The organism is Gemmatimonadota bacterium, assembly GCA_041390105.1.
Lineage (GTDB): Bacteria > Gemmatimonadota > Gemmatimonadetes > Longimicrobiales > Gaopeijiaceae > JAGQIF01.
Window position 1 is genome coordinate 310,809 of record JAWKQO010000003.1, and the last position, 22,409, is coordinate 333,217.

The following is a 22,409-nucleotide window of genomic DNA, read 5'->3' on the forward strand; positions in this document are numbered from 1 at the left end:
CACGGACCGGAGCGCGCCCGGCCCACGCTGGGCGCGCTCCTCAACGATCGAGGAGCGCTCCATGAACGCAGCTCACCGGGTAGTCGCCCGCTTCGCGCTGATTCCCGCGCTCCTCACCGGCGCCTGTTCCCACGACCCGGAGGCTCCTCCCGAGGCCTTGGCACTGAGCGAGGACATCGAGGTCGTGGAAACGATCGCCCACCGGGTCGAGATCCTAGAGGATACCCTCGGCTTGACCTCGCCCGTCCATATCCGCTCCACGCCCGGAGGCTACCTGGTCACCGACCCCAGGGTCTCGGAACTCGTGGACATCACGCCCGATCTCCGCGTACGGGCACGGCTGACGCAGCGCGGGCAGGGGCCCGGGGAAGCGCAGAGCCCCTACCTGCTCTCGCGCTCCGGACCTTGGATCGGCGTCTACGACCTCGAGGCAGCCCGCATCCTCGTGTTCGGGGCCGAGAGCCGAGAGTACCACGGGGTCATCAACCTGCTCACTGGGGATGGCGGACTGCACGACGTGGCACTTCTCTCGGACCGCGCCGCCCTGCTTCTGATGCCGGACTCCGCTGCACTCCTGACGGAAGTCGAGGGGATGCGTGTCAGGCGCTTCGGACACCTACCGTCCGATCTGGACTCGCTGCGCTCGGCCGACGGCGCCGCACTGGAAATGCTCGACCTGCTCGGCGTGGCCGATTCCAGGGTGCTCGTGTTCGAACCCCGCAGTGGCACGGTGCTCACCTACTCGCTCGACAGCGGCGACCTCCTGGAACGGGCCTCCCTCCCCGAACGCCTGTGGCATCCCCTTGTGGAGGAGCTGGACCTGAGGACCGCGGACCTCCCCTGGGAGACGACCGCCAGCCGTAGTCTCGCCAAGGACGCCGAAGCACAAGATGAGGCCTCGGTGCTGCTGTTGACGCGGGGTCCCGACTTTTTCGGGCTCTGGGTCGACCTCGAGCAGCGGACCGTACGCAAGCTCGTCAGTCGTGATCCCACCACGGCAGCACTGCTCGCGAGCGCAAACAGCGCCACCCTCAAGGGGGACACGCTTACCGCCATCACCGACTTCGAGATCGTTCAGGTCCGCCTCGCCCTGAACTGAAATCGGCCACCTCCGGCCGCAGCTTCCCCAGGGACGCTCCGCACCAGTGGGGCAGGGCTGCCTAGACGTCCAGATTGCGCACGAACTTCGCGTTCTTCTCGATGAACTCGCGCCTGGGCTCGACGTCGTCTCCCATGAGGCGAGAGAAGATCATGTCCGCCTCGGCGGCACTCTCCATGGTGACCTGCAGGATGGTGCGGCTCTCCGGGTCCATCGTGGTCTTCCAGAGCTGCTCGGGGTTCATCTCCCCGAGACCCTTGTAGCGCTGGATGTTGACCCTCCCGTCCTTGGCGCCCTTGTCGAGCCGCTTGACCATGTCGTCCCGCTCCTGGTCGGAGTAGGCGTAGAGCTCGGACTTGCCCTTCTGCACCCGGTAGAGCGGGGGCTGCGCGATGTACACGTAGCCCTCCTCGATCAGCTCACGCATCTGACGGAAGAAGAAGGTCAGCAGAAGGGTACGAATGTGGGCACCGTCGACGTCGGCATCCGTCATGATGATCACTTTGTGGTACCGGGCGTTGCCGATGTCGAAGTCGTCCCGGATGCCGGCACCGATCGCGGTGATGATGGCGCGGATCTCGTCGTTGGACAGCACCTTGTCGATCCGGGCCCGCTCCACGTTCAGGATCTTTCCTTTCAGGGGCAGGATCGCCTGATACTGACGGTCACGACCCATCTTGGCGGAGCCACCGGCGGAATCACCCTCGACCAGGTAGATCTCGCAGAGCGAGGGATCCGTGAGTGAGCAGTCGGCCAGCTTACCCGGAAGCACACCGCCCTCCAGGGCACTCTTCTTCCGGGCCAGATCCCGCGCCTTGCGCGCGGCTTCGCGGGCGCGCGCAGCCTGCAGGGACTTGTCGATGATGGCACGGGCGGCCTTGGGATTCTCGTCCAGGAAGATCCCCAGATGCTCGTTGACGGCCGCCTCCACCGCGCCCCGTACCTCGGAGTTGCCCAGCTTGGTCTTCGTCTGCCCCTCGAATTGGGGCTCCATGACGCGGACGCTGAGCACGCAGGTCAGGCCCTCGCGCACATCGTCGCCCGAGAGGCTCTCGTCGTCCTTCTTGAAGAGCTTGTTGCGGCGGGCGTAGTCGTTGATGGTGCGGGTGAGCGCCGCCTTGAAGCCGGTCAGGTGGGATCCACCCTCGTGCGTATTGATGTTGTTGACGAAGGTGTGCGTGTTTTCGGAGTATCCGTCGTCATACTGAAGGGCCAGCTCGATCTCCGCTTCCGGCTTGGACCCCTCGAAATAGACGACCTTGTCGTGGAGCGGTGAGCGCGTCCCACGCAGGAACTCGACGAAGCTGGCCAGCCCGCCCTCGTACTGATACGTCTCCTCGAGCTTGGGCTTCTCTCGCTCGTCTTCGAGGACGATGCGCAGTCCCTTGTTCAGAAACGCGAGCTCGCGCAGACGATTGGAGAGGGTGTCGAAGTTGTAGCGCAGTTCGGTGAAGATCTGGGCGTCCGGCTTGAAGGTGACCGTGGTGCCGGTCTCCTTGGACTTGCCCACCTCCTTCAGATCGTGCTCTTTGACACCACGCCGATAGCGTTGCTTGTAGACCTTCCCGTCTCGGCGGATCTCCACCTCGAGCATCTCGGACAGGGCGTTGACCACGCTGACGCCCACGCCGTGTAGACCGCCGGAGACCTTGTAGGTGCTCTTGTCGAACTTGCCGCCCGCATGGAGCGTGGTCATGGCCAGCTCGACGCCGGGCACCTTCTCCGTCGGGTGGATGTCGACCGGAATGCCGCGCCCGTCATCCGCGACCGTCACCGAGTCGTCGGGGTGGATGGTCACCCGGACCTCGGTGCAGTATCCCGCCATGGCCTCGTCGATCGAGTTGTCGACGACTTCGTAGACCAGATGGTGCAGCCCGCGGGCGGATGTGGAGCCGATGTACATGCCGGGGCGTTTCCGCACTGCCTCCAGGCCTTTGAGCACCTGGATCTGCCCAGCGGTGTAGTCACTTCCCTTGCTCTTCTTGTCGGCCGCCATGCTCCCTTACCCGGCGTGAGGGGACGGGGACGTCGGGGTCGCGGCCTGAACGAAGACGATCTTCTCGATCGGGCCTTTTCCCTGCCCCTGGTTCAGTCGCGCGAGGATATCGCGCTTCATCATCTCGAGCTCCATCAACCAGGCGCTCGAGCGCACTTCCACGAATAGCGTTCCTTCGGAAAAGGAACGGACCGAAGAGACGGCGGCGATCTTCTCGCCGACGCGTTCGTCCCACTCGGCCACCACCTGGGCCCGAGCCATGCCGGCTTGCAACCGAGGGCTCTTCAGCACGTTGCCCAGCAGCTCCGACAGCGGGGCGGGCGTCTTGGCGCTCATGTCGAGATCACCCCGTCGTCGATGGTCCAACGAGCCAGAGCGTCGCCTTTGACCCGCACATCTCCCTCCTTGGGCGCCGTCAGCACCACCTGGCCGACCCAGTCGTCTTCGAACAAGCGCATCACGCGCTCGGAGCGCGACTCGTCCAGCTCGGCGAAGACATCGTCCAGGAGGACCATGGGGCGCTGGCCCCGACTCTCTCGGATGGTCTCCGCCTCGATCAGGCGAAGGGCCAAGGCCGCGGTGCGTCGCTGGCCACCCGACCCGTAGTCCCGCGCGGCGGCTTTACCGCCTTCGCGCTCCAGGTGGATGGACAGGTCGTCCCGGTGGGGGCCGGTCCCGGTGTTGCCCATCCGTCGATCCCGTTCCCACCCTGCTTCCAAGCTCGCCCGATAGGCGTCCGACCAGGTTTCGCCATCCTCACGCGAGAGCTGAGGATCGTAGTCGATCCAGGCGTCCTCACCGCCGGACACCGCCGTGTACAAGGCGCTGAACCGCTCCCGCCAGTGACCTACCCAGGCCGACCGGCCCTCCATCAACTCGCTCCCTGCGGCAACCAGGGGGTCGTCCCATACGCGTACCGCGCTCGCGGGGGCTCCGGTGCGGAGCGCCGCGTTGCGCTGAGCGAGCGCGTGACGGAAGCGCTGGGCGGCCGCGAGGTAGCCCGGGTTGTTGAGCGAGAGGACCACATCCATGTGCCGCCGCCGCTCCACCGGGCCACCGCTGACCAAGGCGGCGTCCGCGGGAGAAAAGATGACCGCCGCCAGGTGACCGAGGCCGTCCGCAAGCCGTTCGACCTCGGACCCGTCCACGGTGACCTTCTTGCGCTTCTGACTTCGCTCGAAGGCAGCCGCCAGTTGCACCGACCTGTCCGTGGCCTCCTCCTGTACGTCCGCCACGATGCGAAAGTGGTCCGCACCGAAGCGCACGAGTTGCGCGTCCTGCGCCCCCCGGAAGGAACGCAGGGTCTCCAGGTAGTAGATCGCTTCGAGCAGGTTCGACTTCCCCTGCGCGTTCCGCCCGATCACCGCCACCCCTTCCGGAGGAAACTCGAGCCGTTGGGCGGCCAGATTGCGGAAGTTTTGGAGCGACAGACGGGTCAGGCGCACGGACGCTCGCGCGCAGGCTCCGGGGACCGATGCGGCATGGGGAAATCTAACACAGGAGGGGCCGCTCTCCAACCTGGAGACGGCCTCGGAAGATCTAGTGAAACAACAACTTAGAGAAAGGGGCCCGGAAGACCTTTCCGCGGGCCCCCGCCGGCTGGGTCAGCGTCCCTTGAAGTCGGGTTTCCGCTTCTCGAGGAACGCGCCCATGCCTTCCTTCATGTCTTCTGTCGACGCCAGGAGGCCAAACAGCGAGGACTCGAACTCGAGGGCGTCCTCCGGGCTGGCATCGAGGGCATGGAACACCGACTCCAAGGCCATCCGCACCGCCACGGGCCCATTCTTGGTGATGGAACGGAGGAAGGAGCGGGCACCCTCGTGCAGCTCCTCGGGCGGGAAGACCTTGTTGACCAGCCCGATCTCCATGGCCCGGGCGGCGCCGACCATCTCTCCGGTGAGCGTCATCTCGAGTGCGCGGCCCAGCCCCACCAGGCGGGCCAGTCGCAAGGTGCCTCCGTAGCCGGGGATGATCCCCAGTCCCACTTCCGGAAGCCCGAAGCGGGCCTTTTCCGACGCCACGCGCAGGTGGCAGGCCAACGCCAGCTCACACCCGCCGCCGAGTGCGTACCCCGGGATCACTGCAACCACGGGCTTGGGAAACCGCTCGATCCGCCGGAACACCTGCTGGCCCTGCCGGCTCACCTCGACACCGGTCAACGGCCCCATGGTCGCGAGTACGCCGATGTCGGCTCCGGCCACGAATGCCTTGTCCCCGGCCCCGGTGAGGAGCACGCCGCGCACGTCCTCGTCGTCGTACAGGCTCGCGAACGCGGCACCGATCTCGTCGATGACCTGGGGGTTCAAGGCGTTCAGCTTCTCGGCCCGGTCGATGACGACCGTGGCGATTCCATCTTCGCGCTCGACGCGTACAAACTCGGCTTTGCTCATGGCGGCCAAGCTACCCCGACGCAGGCCACGATCGCCAGACGGCTGGACGCCCGTCGTGTCCGCACACCCGCCGACCCGTTCGCCCGTGCATGGCGATGACCCGATGGTGCTGGTAGTTTTCGCTCCCCTCGCCCGCCGCGAGTCCCGGCGGCGGCGCGTACGTCCACACCACGGGACCTCTCATCCGCACAACTGGAGCGCCTGGAGCGATGGCTCGGTCACTGAACAAGGCCCAATTGATCGGCAACGTCGGCAACGATCCCGAGATCCGGATGACACCCTCCGGCTCGAAGGTCGCCAAGCTGTCGGTGGCCACGAACCGCCAGTTCCAGGACCGCTCGGGTCAGCAGCAGGAGCGCACCGACTGGCACCGGGTCACCTTCTTCGGAAAGATGGCCGACATCGTCGAACAGTGGGTCCACAAGGGGGACCGCATCTACGTCGAGGGCCGGATCGAGTACTCCCAGACCCAGGACGACCAGGGCGGCACCCGCTATTGGACCGATATCGTGGCCAACGACATGGTCATGCTCGGTTCGGGCGGTGGGGCTGGTGGAGAAAGCGCCGGGGGCGGCGGCCGCTCGAGCTACGGCGGGGGAGGCTACGAAAGCCGCTCCGGCGGGAATGCTCCGCCGCTCAGCGAGCCGGACGACGATCTACCGTTCTAGAAGGGCGGTTTCGAAACGTCGACTCTGATTTATTCCGAGTGCCAGCCCCTAGCGCTCGGTCCCGTTGGCGGGCGCCTCGGGCTCCGACTGCCAGAGCCCGATGAGTTCGCCCTCGAAGCGAGTCGGGTCCTCCGCATACGCCTGCGCCCAGGCTTCGTAGGTCGGTAGTCCCACACGGCGCGCCAGCATCACCGTGGCACGTCGAACCATGGCGTCATAGGGCGACTCGAGCGGCCCTCCCGCTTCGACGCCCGACTCCTCGGCCAGGACGAAGATCTCGTCCGGCGATAGGGACAACAGAAGACCTGCCAGCCGGGCGGAGCAGAAATCGTAGTACTTCGCCCGGAGGACTGCCTGATCGTCCGTGAGCCTGGGGCGCTCAGCCGCTGGCTCGCTCACCCTGAGCCTCCTTGGATCCGTCGGGGGTGCTCAGAGACGACAAATGGCGGGGAAGATCGGATTCGCGCCAGCCCTGACCACGGCGAGGCGTGGTAACGACCTTCCGCAGTCGCGTCTCAGGACCGGCCAGATTCGGCCAGCCGACGGGAGATACGGCGCTGCGCCCGGGGACTGTCACGGGAGCCCACAGAGAAACGCACCGGACCCGCTCGGGCCCGGTGCGCTCCCAGTTCGATCGGTCCGGGGCGCCAGCGAAGGCCGGGCACCCCTTCCCGAACGTCGTGTCAGGTCAGATACGACGAGGCAGACGCGCTCTCAACGGCGGCGGGATGGCTCTGCTCACGCAGGTGTCTGTAGATCGATCGTCTCGTCAGGCCGTAGAGCACTACGCGGCTCAGGAAGTCGGGATCCGTAGCCTGGACCTCTTCCGCCTGCGCCGCGACTTCCTTCGGAAGCCGGACCTTGAGCTCGACCGAGCAGGTTTCCCACATGAGTCGACCTTTCCTCCTCCGTACAAAACCGCAGAACTCACTCACCGCGGACGGCGCTCGGGCACCCCAATGAGCCAGCGCTCCGACCCTGCCTGACCGCGCTCCGATGTTAGGGGATCAACGGGGGCTCCCGCAAGTCGACCGACCCTTCGCCCCAGCCTTCGGCACGGTAGCGTAAATATCAGTCCGACTTGAACTTACGCCAAATCTCACGCTGTTGAAAATCCACGTGTTCCCAGTGTGGAAGGACTGTGGATTCCGATGTGGAGGGAGCGCCGGAATCGGCGCCATGGCGGGAGATTCGGGTCTTCGTCCGACACCGGTCCGTTACCGGATCGTCAGGGAATTTTTGGCAAAAAACCGGATTTGCTCAGGGGAGCGCGGAGCGGAGGAAACCCGCCAGGGCGTCGTCCCGGAATTCCGCGAAAACCTCCTCCACGGTGGCGAGCTGAGGCTCACAGAAGACGCTGGTCGTCCGGTACGCGCGCGGGCGACCCGTGGGGGCTTCCTCCAGGAAATCGATATAGCCGCGCCAGGCCCCATCGTCGTGAAAGACGTTGAGGCCCACCCGCCACCGAGCCCCCCCATGCTCGATCCAGCGGACCGCGATGCGATTGGGGGCGCGGTCCTCTTCCGAGCGAGGGAGCCGGAAGGCGTCCTCTGCATGGGCACCGGGATTCGCGGCCAGGTCCGCCTGCCAAACCCGGAAGGAAGGCAGGGGGAGGTGGGCCCGGCAGAACGCCAGCAACCCGGCCATGGGGTCCTTGGACTCGTGCAGCCCCCGCTCGGCCGCCCAGGTGCGGGCGCGCGCGTAGAGCGGGCGGATCCCGTCGCGAGGAATGAGCTGCAGGAACGCCTGGCATTGCCGATCCAGGTAGCGATCGTAGGCCGCCCGCACCGGAGAATCCGACGGAGCCGGGGTCCGGGCCCAGGGACCCGCTGCGCCCCGAGCTCCGCCCACGTAGAAGACGGTCCGCTCACTCATTCGTCGGCTCCCAGGGAGGTGTGGGAATGGGGCATTCTCAATGGACCGTCAGGCTCGGTTCGACGGTGACCACGGGCTCGAGCATCACAGCCGACGCGGTCGTGGCGGGGTGGAATCGGAGCAGGGTGTCGCGGTGCCCGAAGATCTCCAGGCTGCGGGCCAACTCCTCGTAGCGGGCCGGCTCGAAGCGCGCCACCAGTCGGATCAGGCCCGCGCGCAGCGTCCGCATCAGCTCGCGCGTCTCGTTGACCGATCGTGGTAGCGGCACGCGGGCTTCGTAGAGCACGGTCGACGCTCGCTGCAGCATCCCGGCCCGTCGGACCGTGAGGCCCGGGAACGAGCGGTTCAGCGCCGTCTCCAGGAGCGACGCGTCTCGCGCCCGGTCCAGTCTGATGCGCAGGGTGAGATCGTCGACATCCAGCTCGAACGACGCGATCCCCTGCTCGCCCAGATCCACACGGATGCCCCTGCGCCCGTCTGGGTCGAAGTCTCGCCGCAGGTCACGGAAGCCGATCCGAAGGAACGCCGGTCGGGTGGCGGCCGAGAAGCCGAGGCCTGCCAGGACACGGAGCCCCAGTCCGAAACAGTAGGGTCCCACCCGCTGATCGGGACGGCTGATGAGGTCGGGGGCACCTTGCTGGGCGGCCAGAAGATCGAGGACGTGCGCGAGCGTTTCGCTGCGCACCCACCCCAGCACCGCCAGCTCGCGGGACAGGTCGAGCTCCCGTAGCCGCGTGCTCCCCAGGTCGAGCACTGACGTGGAGGCGGCGTAGCGGCCCTCCAGAACCAGTCCCACGCCGATGTCGTCCACGTGGGGCTGGGAGGCGCCGATCACTTGGCGATCCCAGTACAGGATCACCGACCGCGTGAGGGCGAGATCGGGCGTACCGGGCACGTCGCCCAGGGCGTCGGGTCGTCCGCGCGTCGCTTCGCTGGTGCTCAGCATTGCCGCATCCTCGGGTGCGTTCGGGCGGGCGCTCCCCGAAATGAAAACGCCCGCGCTGCTCGTCCCTCGGGGGACAGCACGCGCGGACGCACGCCGACCTTGACACCTGCCGGGCACACAGCCTAACGTTCGCCACGACAATCAGGCGACGTCGGCCGGCCCAGCCCGTGCCGATCCGAGGGAGTCCCCAGCGGCCACTGGGGACTTCTTCGTTTTCGGGGGTCGAACGCTCTCTTCCGACCCCGCCCTCCCCCGCAGTGCAACCACCGGCCCGGCCAGGCCGGTGTGCTCCCAGCGGCGAAGGGACGCACAGGATAACCAACTGTTTCCCTGGCGAGCAAGAAGCGCGGGTTCGGCCTGCTTGCTGCCTGACCAGCCCGGGCACACCTTGCCCGTTTCGCACGTTCCAGCCGGCTTTGAACCAAGCAGGGATCATGCCCAGCGACGGGTCCGACCCGCTCCGGCCCCGACGCGCCCGCTCCATTGGTTTCCTCGACCGAGACGGCGAGCGCTGGGCCTGTTTCCTCGTCACCTGGCGGGCGGGTGCCCACCGCTGGAAAGGGCATCTGCTCTTCCGCGACTCGGAAGGCGGACGAGACGTCGAGACCGCCGAGTTGTTCTTGGGAGACTCCGAGAACGAGATCGATCGAAGGGCCCGCAGCTTGGGTCGTCCGCTGCTCTCGGCTTTGCTCGATTCCGCGCTGGAGGTCGAGGCCCGTCAGGCCGCCGAGTCACCGCCCTCGCTGCGGTGGATGCGGAGCCTGCTCAGCCGGAACGCGTCGGAAGCCGACGACCGTGGCGTGGTGGGGCTCCCTTCCGAGGTGCAGCTCCGCTCGCGTTATGCGTCCTACCGTATAGATCAGGTCGGGCACCTCGTGGCGCTGCTGGCGCCGGAAGACTTCGATGCGGTGGTTCAGCGCATCCTGGGAGGACTTCCGATGCGCTTCGGCATGAAGGACCGGTTGCAGTTCGCCATGGCCGTGGTAGAGCATCTGGAGAGGCTGCTGCCGCTGCCCCCGTACGAGGTCTGGCGGGACGACTATCTGGCCGCGACGGCCGAGCACGAGCGGTACTCGGCGCAGCTCCGCGAGGGCGCCGAGCTGCCCTGAGCCAGAGCGGCTTTACGCTGGGAGAGGTTCCAGAGCCCGTCGAAACTTCGGCTGGACCCCAGCGCGTAGGGGCCCCCGGACCCAAAGGAGTGCTGACCAATGAAGTGGAGTGCGACGGGGATGGTGGCGTTGTGCGGCTGGCTTGCCCTCGGACAGCCCGCAGAGGCACAGACGCTGAGCACGTGCTCCGACGCACGGCTCGGGGAGGACGCCCGCTGCGGTACCATGGCCGTCCGCGAAGACCGCTCGCGCCCGGATGGTCGCATGATCGACCTCAACATGGTCTTGCTGCCCGCCTCGGGGGCGAGTCGCGCCGAGCCGCTGTTCCTGCTCGCCGGAGGTCCCGGCCAGGCCGCGACCGACCTCGCTGGCCTGGCGCTCGGTCCGTTCGCACCACTGCGCCAGACACGCGATATCGTCTTGGTGGATCAGCGAGGGACCGGAGGCTCCAATCCGCTCGATTGCCCCAGTGGCTCCGCCGAGGACCCGCGCAAGTCGTTCGGCGCCCTGTTCCGCCCGGCTGAGCTGGCCGCCTGCGCCAAGCGGCTGTCCGCTCACGCAGACCTGACGCTGTATCGGACCGACGAGGTCGTGGCCGATCTGGATGAGGTACGAGAGGCGCTGGGGTACGAGCGGGTGGTCCTTTGGGGCGGTTCGGGGGGAACGCGCACGGCACTCGTATGGGCCAGGTCCTTTCCGGACCGCGTGGCCGCCATGGTCCTGGACGGCGTGGCGCCAACGGATTTCACGGCGCCCAGCCCCTACGCGCCCGGCGTGCAGCGCTCCTGGGAGCGCGTGGTGGAGGACTGCGCAGCCCAACCGGCCTGCGCGGCCGCGTTCCCCGACCTTCCCGGAGACCTCGATCGGGTTCTTGCACGCTTCGATGCGGGACCTGTCTCGACGACCGTGGCAGTGGACGAAAACCGCGCTGTGCCCGTGACCATGACGCGGGGCGATTTCGGATACGCGCTGCGGGGCCTGCTCTATGGGGCTCGCACCGTGGCCTACGCCCCTGCGCTGGTGCACGGGGCCGCGCAGAGCGGAGACCTGTCCACGTTCGCGCGGCTGCTCTGGCAGCGGGATGTGGCGGTCAACCAGGGCGTCCAGGTCGGAGTCCACTTCGCCATCTTCTGCGCCGAAGATGTGCCCTTCCTCACGCCCGCCGCAGACGCGGCCGCCGCGGGGACCTTCGTGGGGACCTACCTGCTGGACCAATACCGTGCGGCCTGTGACGCTTGGCCCTCCGAGCCCGTTGCGGCCGCCTACCGGGAGCCCGTGCGGGTGGACACGCCCACCCTGCTGTTTTCCGGCTACTACGACCCGACCACCCCCGCCGAGCAGGCGGACCACGTGGCGCGCTCGCTGCCCAATTCCAGGCACATCGTGGTCAGGGACCAGGCCCACGGGGCCGAGTTCGGCTGCGGGCGCCCGGCAGTGCTGGCCTTCCTGACCCGCGGATCCCTGGAGGGCCTACCCGAGGTGTGTGGGGAGGTGGGGCCGGTGACGTTCGAGACAGAACCACCGGCGTCCTAGGGGAGTCCGGCCCCATAGGGCCCGCGAGGGTTCGGGGGCGGCCCCGCGCCGAGCCCACGGAACCGAACCCCCGTCGGCCCGTCCCTTGCAACCGGCCCGGACCCGGCCTAGCTTTAGCGTTCTCTGCCCCCGCGACGGGGCGGAGCCGGAATCAACTCACCCCCGGTGGGAGCAGGGACCTTGGAAGTCGTCGTTCAAGACAACGAGAGCCTCGAGCGGGCGCTCCGGCGCTTCAAGCGCAAGGTGCAGCGCTCCGGGCTCTATTCGGAGCTCAGGAAGCGCCGCTTCTACGAGAAGCCGAGCGCCCAACGCAAGCGGAAGCGGGAAGCAGCCATTCGCCGGGAGCGTCGGCGCCAGCGCCGCTCCACCGCACCCCGCGCCTGACCTCCCGCCACTCCGGCGGCTGAACGACGGCCCGACCTCTTCGAGGTCGGGCCTTTTTTTGTTGTTCAGACCTCCAACGCCACCGGCTTCTCACCCGTCCAGTCGTAGAAGCCCTTGCCGGTCTTCCGACCGAAGCGGCCCATGGCCACGATGCGCTTGAGCAGCGGCGGTGGCGCGTAGCGCTCCTCCCGGTACTCGTCGAACATGATCTCCGAGATCCGGTAGAGGGTGTCGATGCCCACGAAGTCGCACAGCGTGAACGGGCCCATCGGGTAGCCGCAGCCCAACATCATGCCGGTGTCGATGTCTTCGATGCTGGCCACGCCCCGCTCCAATTGGCGGATGGCGTCCAGCATGTACGGCACCAGCAGCAGGTTGACCACGAACCCGCTGTTGTCCTTCGCGGTAATGGGTGTCTTACCCACCTTTTTCGCGAATGCGAACGCCGCGTCGAACGCCTCCTTGCTGGTGACGATGGTCTTCACCACCTCCACCAGCTTCATGACGGGCACCGGATTGAAGAAGTGCAGGCCCACCACGCGGTCGGGACGGCTGGTCGCAGCGGCCATGTCGGTGACCGTGAGCGAGCTGGTGTTGGACGCGAAGATGGTCTTGGGTCCACAGAGCGTGTCCAACTCCCCGAACAACTCGTTCTTGGCCGCCATGTCCTCGACGATGGCTTCGATGATCAGATCGCAATCGGCCATGTCGGACAGCTGGGTGGTGAACGCGGTGCGGCCGAGTGCGGCGTCGCGATCCTCGGCCGTCATCTTCTCCTTCTCCACCGCCTTGCCCAGCGACTTCTCGATGCGCTTGCGGCCGGCGGCCAACGCCTGGTCGTCGACCTCACGCACCACCACGTTCAACCCAGCCTTGGCGCTGATCTCCGCGATCCCGCTTCCCATCAGCCCGCAGCCGACCACACCTACCTTCTTGATCTCCAAGGCCCTGCTCCTTTCGTCGTAGTGCTGATCGGTTCGTTCGAATGGCGCCCGGTCGAGATGCTCGACCGCCGCGCTCAAAGGTCTTCGTCGAAACCCAGCTCCTTGGCCACGCCGCCGAAGTGCCGGGATACCCATTTGCGCCAGGACGGCGGGGGCGGCGCCAGATCCTCGCCCCGCTCCAACGCGTCCAATACGCCCTCCACCTCCAGCCGCACCCGCTCCAACTGGCTCAGGTAGTTCCGCCCCACCAGGTAGGAGATGCCGCTGGCGAGGCCGGCGCCTACCGCCACCCCCGCGGCGATCCCCAGCGCCAAGGGAGCGATGGCCGCAACGGCGAAGCCGGTCGCCACCGCGCCGGCTCCCCCACCCACCACGCTGGAGACGATGGCGCCGCCCAGGTTCTCTCCGTGGATGCCGGGATCGACGGCCAACTCGACGGCGACGGCATCCTCGCGCACCGGACTCAACGAGACTTCCACACGCTTGGCGGACGCGATGTAGTAGCGCTTGCCGGTGGAGCTGGCCGCCCGCGCGATCTGTGAGGCCCAGTCCTTGGCCGGCCAGTAGACCATCTGGTCGGCGCCCTTGCGCACGGGTTGCAACAGCCGGCCGCCCACCAGGAACTGATCGAGCTTGTCGGCGATCGCCTCACGAGAACCGGGCACCACGCGGGATACGCGCACCCTGGGGTTCGCGACCAGCGCACCCCAGGCGCTCTCCGGCAACACGCCTGATCGCACCTCCGCCAGTGCCTTGCGGACGTGCTCGTCCGGCAGGCCCACCTCGTTGGCGATGCGGAACAGCTCCGCCTCGGACAGGCCAGAGCCGGCCTCCGGCTCCCGCGCCGCCAACTCGGAGGCGCGGCGGATGACCTCTTCGAACTCACGACGGCTGAGGCCTTTGCCTCGACTGTCGTAGGGGACCAGGTCCCGCTTGTCCGCCATGGGCGCCGTCCGTCGCGACGTACTAGAGCGCTTCGACCACCACGGCGCCGCCCTGGCCGCCTCCGATACAGGCGGCACCGAGACCGTAGCGCCCGCCCCTCCGCTTCAGCTCGTGCAGCAGATGGATGGTGATGCGTGCACCGGACGCCGCCAGGGGATGGGTGATGGCGATGGCACCGCCGTTCACGTTGGTCTTTTCAGGGTCGAGGCCCAGATCCTTCTCCACCGCGCAATACTGCGGAGCGAAGGCCTCGTTGATCTCCACCAGATCCATGTCGTCCAACGTCAGGCCCGCACGCTCCAGCGCCTGACGCGAGGCGGGCGCCGGACCGATGCCCATGATGCGGGGATCCACGCCGACGAACGCCCACGACACCAGGCGCCCGATGGGCTGCAGCCCCTGCTGCTCGGCCCAACGCGCGTCGGCGATCACCGTGCTGGCCGAGCCGTCTCCGATCCCGGACGCATTGCCGGCGGTGACGAACCCGCCTTCACGGAAGTAGGGCTTCAGCGCGGAAAGCGCCTCCAGCGTCGTGTCGGGACGCATGTGCTCATCGTGCGCGAAGTCGACGGTGCCCTTGCGCGACCGGATGGAGACCGGCGTGATCTCCGCCGCGAAGTGCCCTCCGTCCCAGCCGGCCTTGGCGCGCTGTTGACTGCGTAGCGCCACCTGATCGGACCACTCGCGAGTGACGCCGTACTTGTCACCCAGCTCCTCGGCGGTCTGCGCCATGGTGAGCCCGCAGTTGGAGTCGAGCAGCGCAGCCCAAAGGGCGTCTTCGAAGTACTTGCCGGGATCGCCCAGACGCAGTTGTCCCCAGCGTGCGCCCCGCACGACGTGCGGCGCCTGGCTCATGGACTCGGTACCGCCCGCCAACGCCACGTCCGCCTCGCCCAGCAGGATCTCCTGCGCTGCGCTCACGATGGCCTGGAAGCCGGACCCGCACAGGCGATTCACGGTGAGGGCCGGCACCTCGTTGGGCAGGCCGCAGCCCAGCCCCACGTGCCGGGCCAGGTAGATGGCATCCGCCGACGTCTGGAGCGCGTTGCCGTACACCACGTGCCCGACCTGCCCCGGCTCGACGCCAGCAGCCGCCAGCGCCGCCTTTCCCGAGACCACGCCCAGCTGGGTGGCGCTGAAGTCCTTGAGACTCCCGCCGAAGGTGCCGAACGCAGTGCGTTTGCCGGAGAGAAAGACGATGTCCTTATCCTGACCCTGGGTCCCCATCCAACCTCCCTATCGTGAATCGACGCGCCGCCTCGGGGGGTGGGTCCGCACGAGAGGGAGGCACCGTGCCGAGGTCGACGGAAAAGGCAGCACGGGGCTTACCCCCCGCCGGGCGGTGCGTTCACTGCGGACAGCGGTGGTGGAGACGGGGTTACGCGGGCATGGATCGGGGCTCGCTGGAGGCGGCCCCGCTCAGCTTCCGGACCGCTGATAGCTCATGGGGGGCAAGCCCATCTGGCGGCGAATGAAGGCCATCTGACCTACGTGGTAGGACTCGTGCTGGGCCAGGAAGGCGATCGTGTCCACCAGGGTTCCCCCGTCGATGGGGAAGCGCTGCGTGGTCTGGCGCTGCAGGTCGGAGGCCTTGAGTCCGTCCAGCGCGTTGGCCAGGCGGGCGCTGGCGCCGCGGAACGCGGACAGGATGGCGCCGAAGGAAGGCATGTTCTTCACGTCGTCGATGGAGCGGGCCGCACCCAACGATTCGGTGAGGGGGTTGGGGGCCGAAGCACCCAAAGCCTCCAGCAGGTGATAGCGCGCATCAGCCAGGTGAGCGACCAGGAAGGCGATGCTGTTTCCGCCCCCGGGCAAGCGCCGATTGGCTTGCCCTGAGTCCAGATCGGCCACGCAGTTGGCGACGAGGTCGGTGTTCAGCGCGAAGATGTCGGCAAGCGGACGTACCCTGGCGTCCATGCGTCCTCCGTCAGACCCCGGCGGTCTGATCCAGAGTCCAGTCCAGTAGCCCGTCGGGTCCCGTCTCCGCTCTCAGCTCCCAGACGACACCGGAGCGCATGGCGTAGTCACGCTGCGCGGCATCGCGGGGACGGAAGAACAGCACCGGAGCGACGCTGGCGACGGTCGACCACCACTCCTCGGCGTTTCCATCCAGGGCCACGCTGGCCGCTTCGAAACGGAACTCCCTCAGGCCACGAAGCGCCTTGTCACGGCCGGCGGCGGTGGAAGGGAGCACCTGAACGAACAGGTCGTCGCTCTCGTGGATGGGTGTGTCACTGACGGCCACCGCACGAACGGGCGGCTCCAACGTCAGGTCGGGCAGCCGGTGGTGCAGACGATCGCCAACCACCGGGTCATTCGTGGTGAACAGGAACTGCCCGACACCCGACGAGACGAGCATGCGCAACTCGCTCACCAACGCCCGCTCCGGAGCGCTGATGCGCGGCGCCTCCTGGTCCACACGGAACACGAACTCCTCGCCGCTGGCCGCCACCAGACGCTGGACCTCCACGTCGATCAGCTCGTCGCCCGCGGAGAGGCGGCCCTTCCACTGGTGGTTGCCCGGCGCCGCGTCTCCGCCGGGCGAGGGAGACAGCAACCGGTCGAGTGCCGCGCGTGAGTCTGCCGTCATGGGCATACGATCGATGCGGCCTTTGTGGGTCTCGTACCATCCGGTCACGGCGCCCCGGCGCACCGACATCCCGAGGCAGGTGGCGCGGGTGGACAGCGCCACCGCTACGAGGTCCTCGACCGTGGCCGGCTCCATCGCGGTGACGGGCACCTCCTCCACAACCTCGTCGAAGGCGTGCTGGATCAGCTCACGGATCTTGGTGGCGGAGGCGAGTCCCAACTCGACCTTCAGACCGCTGCGGGTCTCGAGCTCCTCGAGCGCGTCGGACCACGCCGGAGAATCGACCACCACGTGGAGCGTGTCCGACGTACGCAGGACCGGCAGGGTCAGATGGCGGATGGCCCACTCGGGGGAGACCATCCGGGCGGTCTCCAGGTCGATGGACGCGGGGTCGGGGAAGACGTAGGGGATGTCGAACTGGGAGGCGAGCCCCCAGTCCAGCTCCTCACGCGTCACCAGGCCGAGGGCCAGCAGGGCTTCACCGAAAAAGCCGCCTTCCTGTCTCTGGAAGTCCAGGGCCGCCTCGACGTCCCGCTCGGTGATCCTCCCGAAGCTCTGGAGGATCTGGCCGATCATGCTGTGTCCGACGCTCGTCTGCGCCACGCGTGCTCCTTCGGGTCATGCCCGCTGTACCCGCTCTGTGATCCAGCCGCCCACCTCCTCCGTGGAGGCGGTACCGCCCAGGTCGGGCGTCCGGATCCCCTCCAGGATGGAGGCCCGGGCCGCCGCTTCGATGGCGTCCGCCATCTCCAGGCTGCCCAAGTGCTCCGCGAGGAGAGCGGCCGAGCGGATGGCCCCGAGCGGGTTGGCGATGCCCTTCCCCGCGATGTCCGGTGCCGACCCGTGCACGGGCTCGAAGAGCCCGATGCGGCCGGGATGGATGTTGGCGGAAGGGGCCAGCCCCAGACCGCCCGTGAGTTCCGCCGCCAGGTCGCTGAGGATGTCGCCGAACAGGTTGGAGGTCACGATGACCTCGTAGCGGTCCGGGCGACGCACCAGATCCATGGCCACGGCGTCCACGTACATCATGTCCCGGTCGATGCCGGTAAAGCCTTCTCCCACCTCACGGAACACGCGCCGCCACAGGGCCCCGGCCGAAGGCATGGCGTTGGCCTTGTCGACCAGCGTCACCCGACCGCGCCCCCGCGCGCGCGCGTGCTCGAATGCTGCACGCACGATCCGTTCCACCCCGTACCGGGTGTGGATGGACTCCTGGATGGCCACCTCGTTGGGCGTATCCGCTCGGAACCGGCCCCCCAGGTCCACATACAGGTCTTCGGTATTCTCGCGGAAGATTTCCAGTCGGATCGCCCGCTCCTCGAAGCCCTTGAGAGGGGTGAGCGAGGGGTGGAGCAGGAGGCTGGGTCGGAAGTTCACGTAGAGGTCCAACTTGAAGCGGAGCCCCAGCAGGATGTCCCGGGCATGGACGTTGGAGGGCACCCGTGGGTCACCCAGGGCCCCTAGCAGGATGCCATCGGAGGTCTCGGCCAACTCCCGGAACTCCTCATCCCGGATGGTTACGCCCTCCCGGAGGTAGCGCTCGGCGCCCAGGTCCCACTCCCGGAACGAGACCTCCAGGCCGAACCGCGCCGCCGCCGCCTTCAGGACCTGGACGGCCTCGGCCGTGACATCCACACCGATCCCGTCGCCCGGGATGATCGCCACTCTCTTCATGTCACTCCACGACGATGACGCCCCGCACGGGTGCCCCGTTTCCCTGGGCGTAGAAGGGGTAGAACCCTCGGGGCGCATCCCGGAACCAGACCTCGAAGGTGGCCCCGCGCTCGAGCAGCGGGGGGCTTTGGGCCTGGCCGGATTCCATCAGAAACGTCCGCGGACCCTCGGACAGCTCATCCACAAGGAAGCGGATGGTGTGGACGCGGCGATCCACGGTGGTGAACCGGACGCGCTGTCCGCTCGAGATCACCAGGCGCTCCGGCAAGACGTGCTCTTCGGCCCCCCGGCCGCCCAGCAACACCACGGGATCGCCCTCCTCGGCCCCGCCGCCCCCGGAGGGCTGGCAGGCGCCGGGCAGAAGCGCCAGCGCCAGGGCCAGGGCGGCCCGCACCCATGCCGGGCGCATGGGGCGCCGAGCCCTCGTGCGCGGCGGGACGGATGCGGAAGACACCGACGGATCGCGTGTCGGATCGGGCGCGCGGAGCGCGCGCCCGCAGGCCTCAGCCGCCAGCGAGGCCCGTCCGGGACTCCGCGCCGCAGGTCACGCAGTAGCGCCAGGCGAGCTCCATCTCCTCGCCACAGCCCCCACACGGCTTGACCTTGGTGCTCTGGCCGCAATGCGGACAGTAGTTCACCACGGTCCGCTGCGGCAGGGCCTCCGAGCACCACAGGCATTCGCCCGTGGCTGGCGAGGTGGCCGAACCACCCTCGCCGCCGGGCCGCGACTTCGATCCTGAGGGCGCCGACGATACCGTCCCCACGGCGGCGGCCTCCAGGACTGGTGCATCCTCCATCCGAGGTCCCTCTTCCATCACCGGCGCGATCTCCGCTTCCAGGAATTCCGAGGCCAGGCCGTTGCCGGCGCTGGGTCGGGGCGCAGGCTCCACAGGCGGCACCGCCTCCGGCATCGGCGTCGGCGCCGCTTCCTGGGCCACCGGTGCCGGCTCCGCCGGCGGGGCCTCCGCCTGGATCGGCGGAGCGGCCGGAGGCGCGTGCTGGGCCACCGACGGCGCCTCGGGCGCGGCCACGCTCTCCGGCAGGAGTTCGGCGTTCAGCCGCACCTCGGTCTGCGCGAACTCCCGGAACAGGCCCGTGTTGGGATTCCGGGACTCGAGCTCCCGGCGAATCTCGCCGAGGGCCGGCTGGGACTCCAGGATCAGCAGGTCCCCCGCCCCGGCCAGCAGCCGCAACAGGGCGTCCTCGTAGTCCCCGTTCATCTGCACCCCGATCGCGTCGCGATGGCTCCGATAGGGCACGAGCGACTGGTAGATCTCAGCCACCGTGAAGGGACGGCTGAGATAGTCCGGCCGCTTGCGGGCGATCTCCTCGATCAGGACGCGGTGGAAGCGCTCCACCGGCGGAGTGATGCTGGGTACGGTCATGGTCGTGTGAGGGTGCGGGGGATGGGACGCACAACTTGGGCAGACGCCGGCGGAAGCGCCACGCCCCCGGTCGACGGCCGCCTAGGTGACCTGCTAGGGCTCCTCGAGCCGGACGATGCCAGCTTCGATGGCAGCGCGCAGGAAATTCCCCGGGTCGTTGAAGGGGATGTCCACACCGAGCTGCTCGTGCCAGCGCTCGGCCAGTCGGCGCATGTATTGGGTGACGGTCTCATGGCTGAACCCGGCATGATCGCGCATCTGAGTCACGATTTCCCGCCAGGTCCCACGCAAGATCTGTCCCCCCGGGGATCGCACCTGGTGAACCACACCGTCCCGGCCCTGCCGCTCGGAAGCGAAGAGCTCCAGCTGTCGGGGGTCGGGAGGGGTCTCCGTGCGGCTGGCCTCGGATTCGATCTCGGCCAACAGCTGGTCGATGGGATCGCTGTAGGACTCGAGCTCCTCGAGCCTCCGCTCCCAGGCGGCCAAGCGGACATCTCCGGGCTCCAGGTGCCAGAGAGCCCGTTTCAGCTCGACCAACCGCCACACCGCGAGCGAGTCCCAGTGTTCCGGGGGTGGTACGCGTTCGAACTCACGGAGGGCTCCCTCCCAGTCTCCCCGGTCGTACAGGAGATGACCGAGATAGATGCGCGCCTCGTGGGCATCCGGATCGAGGCGGAGCGCGCGGCGGATCTGACGGCCCGCACCGACCTCGTCTCCAAGGCGGTGGAGCGCGTACCCGAGGGAAGCGGCGGCCTCAGCGTTCTGAGGACGGGCCGCGCAGGCCCGTGCGAAGAAGTCGCGGGACTCGGGATAGAGGCCCTCGCGGTAGAGCGCCCGGCCCATCGTCAGGAGCAGGTCGATGTCCTGCCCCATGCCGACCGAGTCGACGGAGCGGAAGTAGCGCAGCGCCGTCTCACGCTGGCCAAAGCGAAGCAGGGTCTCCCCCATTCCCACCAGCGCATCCTCGTGCGTGGGGTCCAGGACCAGGGCACGCTCGAAGGCACGCCTGGCCCAGGCGAACTCTTCACGGGCGAGGCGGGCGTAGCCGAGCCCCACGTAGAGGTCGACCGCACCCGGATAGATCGAGAGCCCTTCTTTGAGGAGCTCGAGCGCGCCCTCGTAGTCGCCCTCGTTGTAGAGGCGGTGGGCTCGCTCGTCGTAGTCTTCGGAACTCAAGAACTCGTCGGACATCTACGCGCGACTTCCGGACACCGGTCCGGGGCTGACGCCAGCTCGCGGCCCACGACGGGACCGGGGTGGGCGCAATTTAATGACCGCCTACCGCGGCGACCAGCGCGAAACGCGCCGCCCGATTGCCCACGCACCTCCGCCTCGGGACACTATCGCGAATCGGCGAACCCGACCCCACAGCGGCACACCCAGCGCGGCCCCGAGAGGAGCAGCGGGCGAGTCGGTCCGCAGCGCGGGCAGAAGGGATCCTCTCCGACATCCATCTGGCGTGACACCTCGCTCGCCTCGGGGTCGGTCGCCGCAGGCACGATCAGCTCGAAGCGCAGCGACGAGGTGGTGCATTCGAGGATGACCGCGGCCGATCCGTCATCCAGGCCCCGCGAACCGATCATGTCCAGGTTCCCCCCCATCGGAGAGCGCAGCCGCAGTCCGCGGTAGTACTCGTCGAGGATGGTGGGGTTGGACTCGAGCGGAATCGCCCCGGTCTGCGACGCCTGTCCCGCTGCCGTACGCACGTGCTTGGGTACGGGCGGCGCCTTGGCCGGTTTGGGCGCGAGGCGAGGCTTCTTGCGCTTGCGGACGGGCGCCGCTTCCTCGGTGCCGTCGAGGAGGGAGGCCGCACGCTTGCGCGCCGCGGCAGCCGCGCTCCGCGAACGTTTCTTGGATCGGGGCGCTGCCGCAGTCGGCTCGGCTTCGGCCGGAGCGGCAGGCGCTGCGGCAGCCTCAGCGGCCGCTCGCTCCTCTGCGGCCTTCTGCTCGGCGGCAGCCTTCTTCTCGGCCGCTTTCTGTTCGGCAGCAGCCTTGCGCTCCGCAGCCTTCTGCTCGGCAGCAGCCTTCTTTTCCGCTGCTTTCTGCTCGGCAGCGGCCTTCTTCTCGGCGTCTTTCTTCTCCGCGGCAGCCTTCTTCTCGGCAGCGCGTTGCTCGGCAGCCGCTTTCCTTTCGGCGGCCTTCTTGGCGGCGGCGGCTTTCTTCTCCGCCGCGCGCTGCGCGGCCTCCGCCTTCTTGGCCTTTTCGCGTGCAGCCTTCTCGGCGGCCGCCTTCTTGGCCGCCGCTTTCTTGGCCGCTGCCTGTTGGGCCGCTGCCTTCTTGGCCGCCGCCTGCTTGGCGGCCGCCTTCTGCGCTGCGGCTTTCTTGGCTGCGGCTTGCTTCGCAGCCGCCTTCTTGGCCGCGGTTTGCTTCGCAGCGGCCTTCTTGGCTGCGGCTTTCTGGGCGGCTGTGGTCGCGGCCTTCTTGGGCGCGGCCTTCTTCACCGCCTTGGCGATCTTCTTCTTGGCCGCAGCGGCTTTGGCTCGCGCGGGTCGCTTGGCCGGCGCCTTGGCGACGGCCTTGCGGGTTGTCTTGGTGGCGGTCTTCTTCCGCACCTTCTGTTTGGGTGCCGCCCGGCGGGACGGCTTCTTGGAGGCCGGAGCCTTCTTCACGGTGACCTTCTTCTTGACAACGGTTTTCTTGCGGGTCGACTTCTTCTTGGCGCTGGCCTTCTTCCGCGCGCCCGCTTTGCGGGTCACCGTGCTCTTCGTGCTGGTCCGCGACCCGGTCGCAGTGCTCGTCCTTCCGGATCGGGTCTTCTTCGCGGAGGCGCGCTTCTTGGCGCTTGCCCCCTTCTTGGTGGTCGCCCGCTTGGCAGCGGCTCGCTTCTTGGGAGTCCCGCGCTTCGAGGCGGTTCCACGGCCACTGGTCGAC

Annotated in this window: 23 protein-coding genes; 5 read left to right on the top strand and 18 right to left on the bottom strand. The window is 68.0% G+C overall.

Translation table 11 applies throughout. The features are described 5' to 3' along the window. Positions 1–61: 61 nt before the first annotated feature. Positions 62–1,099: a hypothetical protein gene (locus R3E10_14425; GenBank protein MEZ4416943.1), complete on the top strand. Its 1,038-nt coding sequence runs from the start codon at positions 62–64 to the stop codon at positions 1,097–1,099. A 61-nt stretch (positions 1,100–1,160) separates the two neighbouring features. Here R3E10_14425 and gyrB read toward each other — a convergent pair whose 3' ends face one another. The 4 genes from gyrB to R3E10_14445 all read right to left on the bottom strand — a co-directional run bounded on the left by gyrB (position 1,161) and on the right by R3E10_14445 (position 5,485). Next, positions 1,161–3,095 (bottom strand): DNA topoisomerase (ATP-hydrolyzing) subunit B, encoded by a 1,935-nt coding sequence (gene gyrB / locus R3E10_14430; protein ID MEZ4416944.1) that lies wholly within the window; start codon positions 3,093–3,095, stop codon positions 1,161–1,163. A 6-nt stretch (positions 3,096–3,101) separates the two neighbouring features. Further along, a complete protein-coding gene (locus R3E10_14435; GenBank protein MEZ4416945.1) occupies positions 3,102–3,431 on the bottom strand; it encodes a DUF721 domain-containing protein in 330 nt (109 codons plus the stop codon). Beyond that, the gene (locus tag R3E10_14440; protein ID MEZ4416946.1) at positions 3,428–4,540 is read right to left on the bottom strand and encodes a DNA replication/repair protein RecF; all 1,113 of its coding nucleotides are present in this window, start codon (positions 4,538–4,540) and stop codon (positions 3,428–3,430) included. The genes R3E10_14435 and R3E10_14440 overlap by 4 nt, the downstream gene beginning before the upstream one ends. Before the next feature lie 159 nt (positions 4,541–4,699). Next, the gene (locus R3E10_14445) at positions 4,700–5,485 is read right to left on the bottom strand and encodes an enoyl-CoA hydratase-related protein (GenBank protein MEZ4416947.1); all 786 of its coding nucleotides are present in this window, start codon (positions 5,483–5,485) and stop codon (positions 4,700–4,702) included. Positions 5,486–5,694: 209 nt separating this feature from the next. Between R3E10_14445 and R3E10_14450 the strand changes: the two genes are divergently transcribed. Further along, positions 5,695–6,153: a single-stranded DNA-binding protein gene (locus tag R3E10_14450; GenBank protein MEZ4416948.1), complete on the top strand. Its 459-nt coding sequence runs from the start codon at positions 5,695–5,697 to the stop codon at positions 6,151–6,153. Between the two features lie 48 nt (positions 6,154–6,201). Here the strand turns inward: R3E10_14450 and R3E10_14455 are convergent, their stop codons facing one another. From R3E10_14455 to R3E10_14470, 4 genes are all read right to left on the bottom strand, one after another. Beyond that, positions 6,202–6,552, bottom strand: coding sequence for a hypothetical protein (locus tag R3E10_14455; GenBank protein MEZ4416949.1), 351 nt, complete (start codon positions 6,550–6,552; stop codon positions 6,202–6,204). A 284-nt stretch (positions 6,553–6,836) separates the two neighbouring features. Next, positions 6,837–7,043: a hypothetical protein gene (locus R3E10_14460; GenBank protein MEZ4416950.1), complete on the bottom strand. Its 207-nt coding sequence runs from the start codon at positions 7,041–7,043 to the stop codon at positions 6,837–6,839. Between the two features lie 370 nt (positions 7,044–7,413). After that, the gene (locus tag R3E10_14465) at positions 7,414–8,028 is read right to left on the bottom strand and encodes a hypothetical protein (protein MEZ4416951.1); all 615 of its coding nucleotides are present in this window, start codon (positions 8,026–8,028) and stop codon (positions 7,414–7,416) included. 37 nt (positions 8,029–8,065) lie between these two features. Further along, entirely contained in the window at positions 8,066–8,974 is a 909-nt protein-coding gene (locus tag R3E10_14470) for a hypothetical protein (protein ID MEZ4416952.1), read from the bottom strand. Positions 8,975–9,408: 434 nt separating this feature from the next. On the opposite strand from R3E10_14470, the gene R3E10_14475 reads away from it, so the two are divergent. The 3 genes from R3E10_14475 to rpsU all read left to right on the top strand — a co-directional run bounded on the left by R3E10_14475 (position 9,409) and on the right by rpsU (position 12,000). Beyond that, positions 9,409–10,083, top strand: a complete 675-nt coding sequence (locus R3E10_14475; GenBank protein ID MEZ4416953.1) for a hypothetical protein — start codon at positions 9,409–9,411, stop codon at positions 10,081–10,083. 99 nt (positions 10,084–10,182) lie between these two features. Then, positions 10,183–11,616 carry an alpha/beta hydrolase gene (locus R3E10_14480; protein ID MEZ4416954.1) on the top strand — a complete coding sequence of 478 codons (1,434 nt, stop codon included), beginning with the start codon at positions 10,183–10,185 and terminating at the stop codon, positions 11,614–11,616. A 180-nt stretch (positions 11,617–11,796) separates the two neighbouring features. Continuing rightward, positions 11,797–12,000 (top strand): 30S ribosomal protein S21, encoded by a 204-nt coding sequence (gene rpsU / locus R3E10_14485; GenBank protein ID MEZ4416955.1) that lies wholly within the window; start codon positions 11,797–11,799, stop codon positions 11,998–12,000. 65 nt (positions 12,001–12,065) lie between these two features. On the opposite strand, the gene R3E10_14490 is transcribed toward rpsU, so the two are convergent. The 10 genes from R3E10_14490 to R3E10_14535 all read right to left on the bottom strand — a co-directional run bounded on the left by R3E10_14490 (position 12,066) and on the right by R3E10_14535 (position 22,234). Then, the gene (locus R3E10_14490) at positions 12,066–12,944 is read right to left on the bottom strand and encodes a 3-hydroxybutyryl-CoA dehydrogenase (protein ID MEZ4416956.1); all 879 of its coding nucleotides are present in this window, start codon (positions 12,942–12,944) and stop codon (positions 12,066–12,068) included. Between the two features lie 74 nt (positions 12,945–13,018). Continuing rightward, on the bottom strand, positions 13,019–13,888 hold the full coding sequence (locus tag R3E10_14495; protein MEZ4416957.1) for a hypothetical protein: 870 nt from the start codon (positions 13,886–13,888) through the stop codon (positions 13,019–13,021). A 22-nt stretch (positions 13,889–13,910) separates the two neighbouring features. Further along, on the bottom strand, positions 13,911–15,116 hold the full coding sequence (locus tag R3E10_14500) for an acetyl-CoA C-acetyltransferase (protein MEZ4416958.1): 1,206 nt from the start codon (positions 15,114–15,116) through the stop codon (positions 13,911–13,913). A gap of 192 nt (positions 15,117–15,308) precedes the next feature. Continuing rightward, complete coding sequence (locus R3E10_14505; protein ID MEZ4416959.1) at positions 15,309–15,806, bottom strand: DinB family protein; 498 nt, start codon at positions 15,804–15,806, stop codon at positions 15,309–15,311. Positions 15,807–15,816: 10 nt separating this feature from the next. Beyond that, positions 15,817–17,082, bottom strand: coding sequence for a hypothetical protein (locus R3E10_14510; GenBank protein ID MEZ4416960.1), 1,266 nt, complete (start codon positions 17,080–17,082; stop codon positions 15,817–15,819). A gap of 15 nt (positions 17,083–17,097) precedes the next feature. Beyond that, the gene (locus R3E10_14515) at positions 17,098–18,153 is read right to left on the bottom strand and encodes an isocitrate/isopropylmalate dehydrogenase family protein (protein ID MEZ4416961.1); all 1,056 of its coding nucleotides are present in this window, start codon (positions 18,151–18,153) and stop codon (positions 17,098–17,100) included. Between the two features lies 1 nt (position 18,154). Then, positions 18,155–18,562 (bottom strand): hypothetical protein, encoded by a 408-nt coding sequence (locus R3E10_14520; GenBank protein MEZ4416962.1) that lies wholly within the window; start codon positions 18,560–18,562, stop codon positions 18,155–18,157. 94 nt (positions 18,563–18,656) lie between these two features. Then, positions 18,657–19,538, bottom strand: coding sequence for a zinc ribbon domain-containing protein (locus R3E10_14525; GenBank protein MEZ4416963.1), 882 nt, complete (start codon positions 19,536–19,538; stop codon positions 18,657–18,659). A gap of 93 nt (positions 19,539–19,631) precedes the next feature. Continuing rightward, entirely contained in the window at positions 19,632–20,729 is a 1,098-nt protein-coding gene (locus tag R3E10_14530; protein MEZ4416964.1) for a tetratricopeptide repeat protein, read from the bottom strand. Between the two features lie 149 nt (positions 20,730–20,878). Next, entirely contained in the window at positions 20,879–22,234 is a 1,356-nt protein-coding gene (locus tag R3E10_14535; GenBank protein ID MEZ4416965.1) for a hypothetical protein, read from the bottom strand. Positions 22,235–22,409 lie beyond the last annotated feature (175 nt).

What these genes read in the sequence shown, in the direction of transcription:
- R3E10_14445 (MEZ4416947.1), bottom strand. Translation starts at nt 5,485, where the DNA reads ATGAGCAAAGCCGAGTTTGTACGCGTCGAGCGCGAAGATGGAATCGCC.
- R3E10_14515 (MEZ4416961.1), bottom strand. Translation starts at nt 18,153, where the DNA reads ATGAAGAGAGTGGCGATCATCCCGGGCGACGGGATCGGTGTGGATGTC.
- R3E10_14495 (MEZ4416957.1), bottom strand. Translation starts at nt 13,888, where the DNA reads ATGGCGGACAAGCGGGACCTGGTCCCCTACGACAGTCGAGGCAAAGGC.
- R3E10_14465 (MEZ4416951.1), bottom strand. Translation starts at nt 8,028, where the DNA reads ATGAGTGAGCGGACCGTCTTCTACGTGGGCGGAGCTCGGGGCGCAGCG.
- R3E10_14425 (MEZ4416943.1), top strand. Translation starts at nt 62, where the DNA reads ATGAACGCAGCTCACCGGGTAGTCGCCCGCTTCGCGCTGATTCCCGCG.
- R3E10_14470 (MEZ4416952.1), bottom strand. Translation starts at nt 8,974, where the DNA reads ATGCTGAGCACCAGCGAAGCGACGCGCGGACGACCCGACGCCCTGGGC.
- R3E10_14530 (MEZ4416964.1), bottom strand. Translation starts at nt 20,729, where the DNA reads ATGTCCGACGAGTTCTTGAGTTCCGAAGACTACGACGAGCGAGCCCAC.
- R3E10_14525 (MEZ4416963.1), bottom strand. Translation starts at nt 19,538, where the DNA reads ATGACCGTACCCAGCATCACTCCGCCGGTGGAGCGCTTCCACCGCGTC.
- R3E10_14460 (MEZ4416950.1), bottom strand. Translation starts at nt 7,043, where the DNA reads ATGTGGGAAACCTGCTCGGTCGAGCTCAAGGTCCGGCTTCCGAAGGAA.
- R3E10_14520 (MEZ4416962.1), bottom strand. Translation starts at nt 18,562, where the DNA reads ATGCGCCCGGCATGGGTGCGGGCCGCCCTGGCCCTGGCGCTGGCGCTT.
- R3E10_14480 (MEZ4416954.1), top strand. Translation starts at nt 10,183, where the DNA reads ATGAAGTGGAGTGCGACGGGGATGGTGGCGTTGTGCGGCTGGCTTGCC.
- gyrB (MEZ4416944.1), bottom strand. Translation starts at nt 3,095, where the DNA reads ATGGCGGCCGACAAGAAGAGCAAGGGAAGTGACTACACCGCTGGGCAG.
- R3E10_14475 (MEZ4416953.1), top strand. Translation starts at nt 9,409, where the DNA reads ATGCCCAGCGACGGGTCCGACCCGCTCCGGCCCCGACGCGCCCGCTCC.
- R3E10_14505 (MEZ4416959.1), bottom strand. Translation starts at nt 15,806, where the DNA reads ATGGACGCCAGGGTACGTCCGCTTGCCGACATCTTCGCGCTGAACACC.
- R3E10_14435 (MEZ4416945.1), bottom strand. Translation starts at nt 3,431, where the DNA reads ATGAGCGCCAAGACGCCCGCCCCGCTGTCGGAGCTGCTGGGCAACGTG.
- R3E10_14500 (MEZ4416958.1), bottom strand. Translation starts at nt 15,116, where the DNA reads ATGGGGACCCAGGGTCAGGATAAGGACATCGTCTTTCTCTCCGGCAAA.
- R3E10_14450 (MEZ4416948.1), top strand. Translation starts at nt 5,695, where the DNA reads ATGGCTCGGTCACTGAACAAGGCCCAATTGATCGGCAACGTCGGCAAC.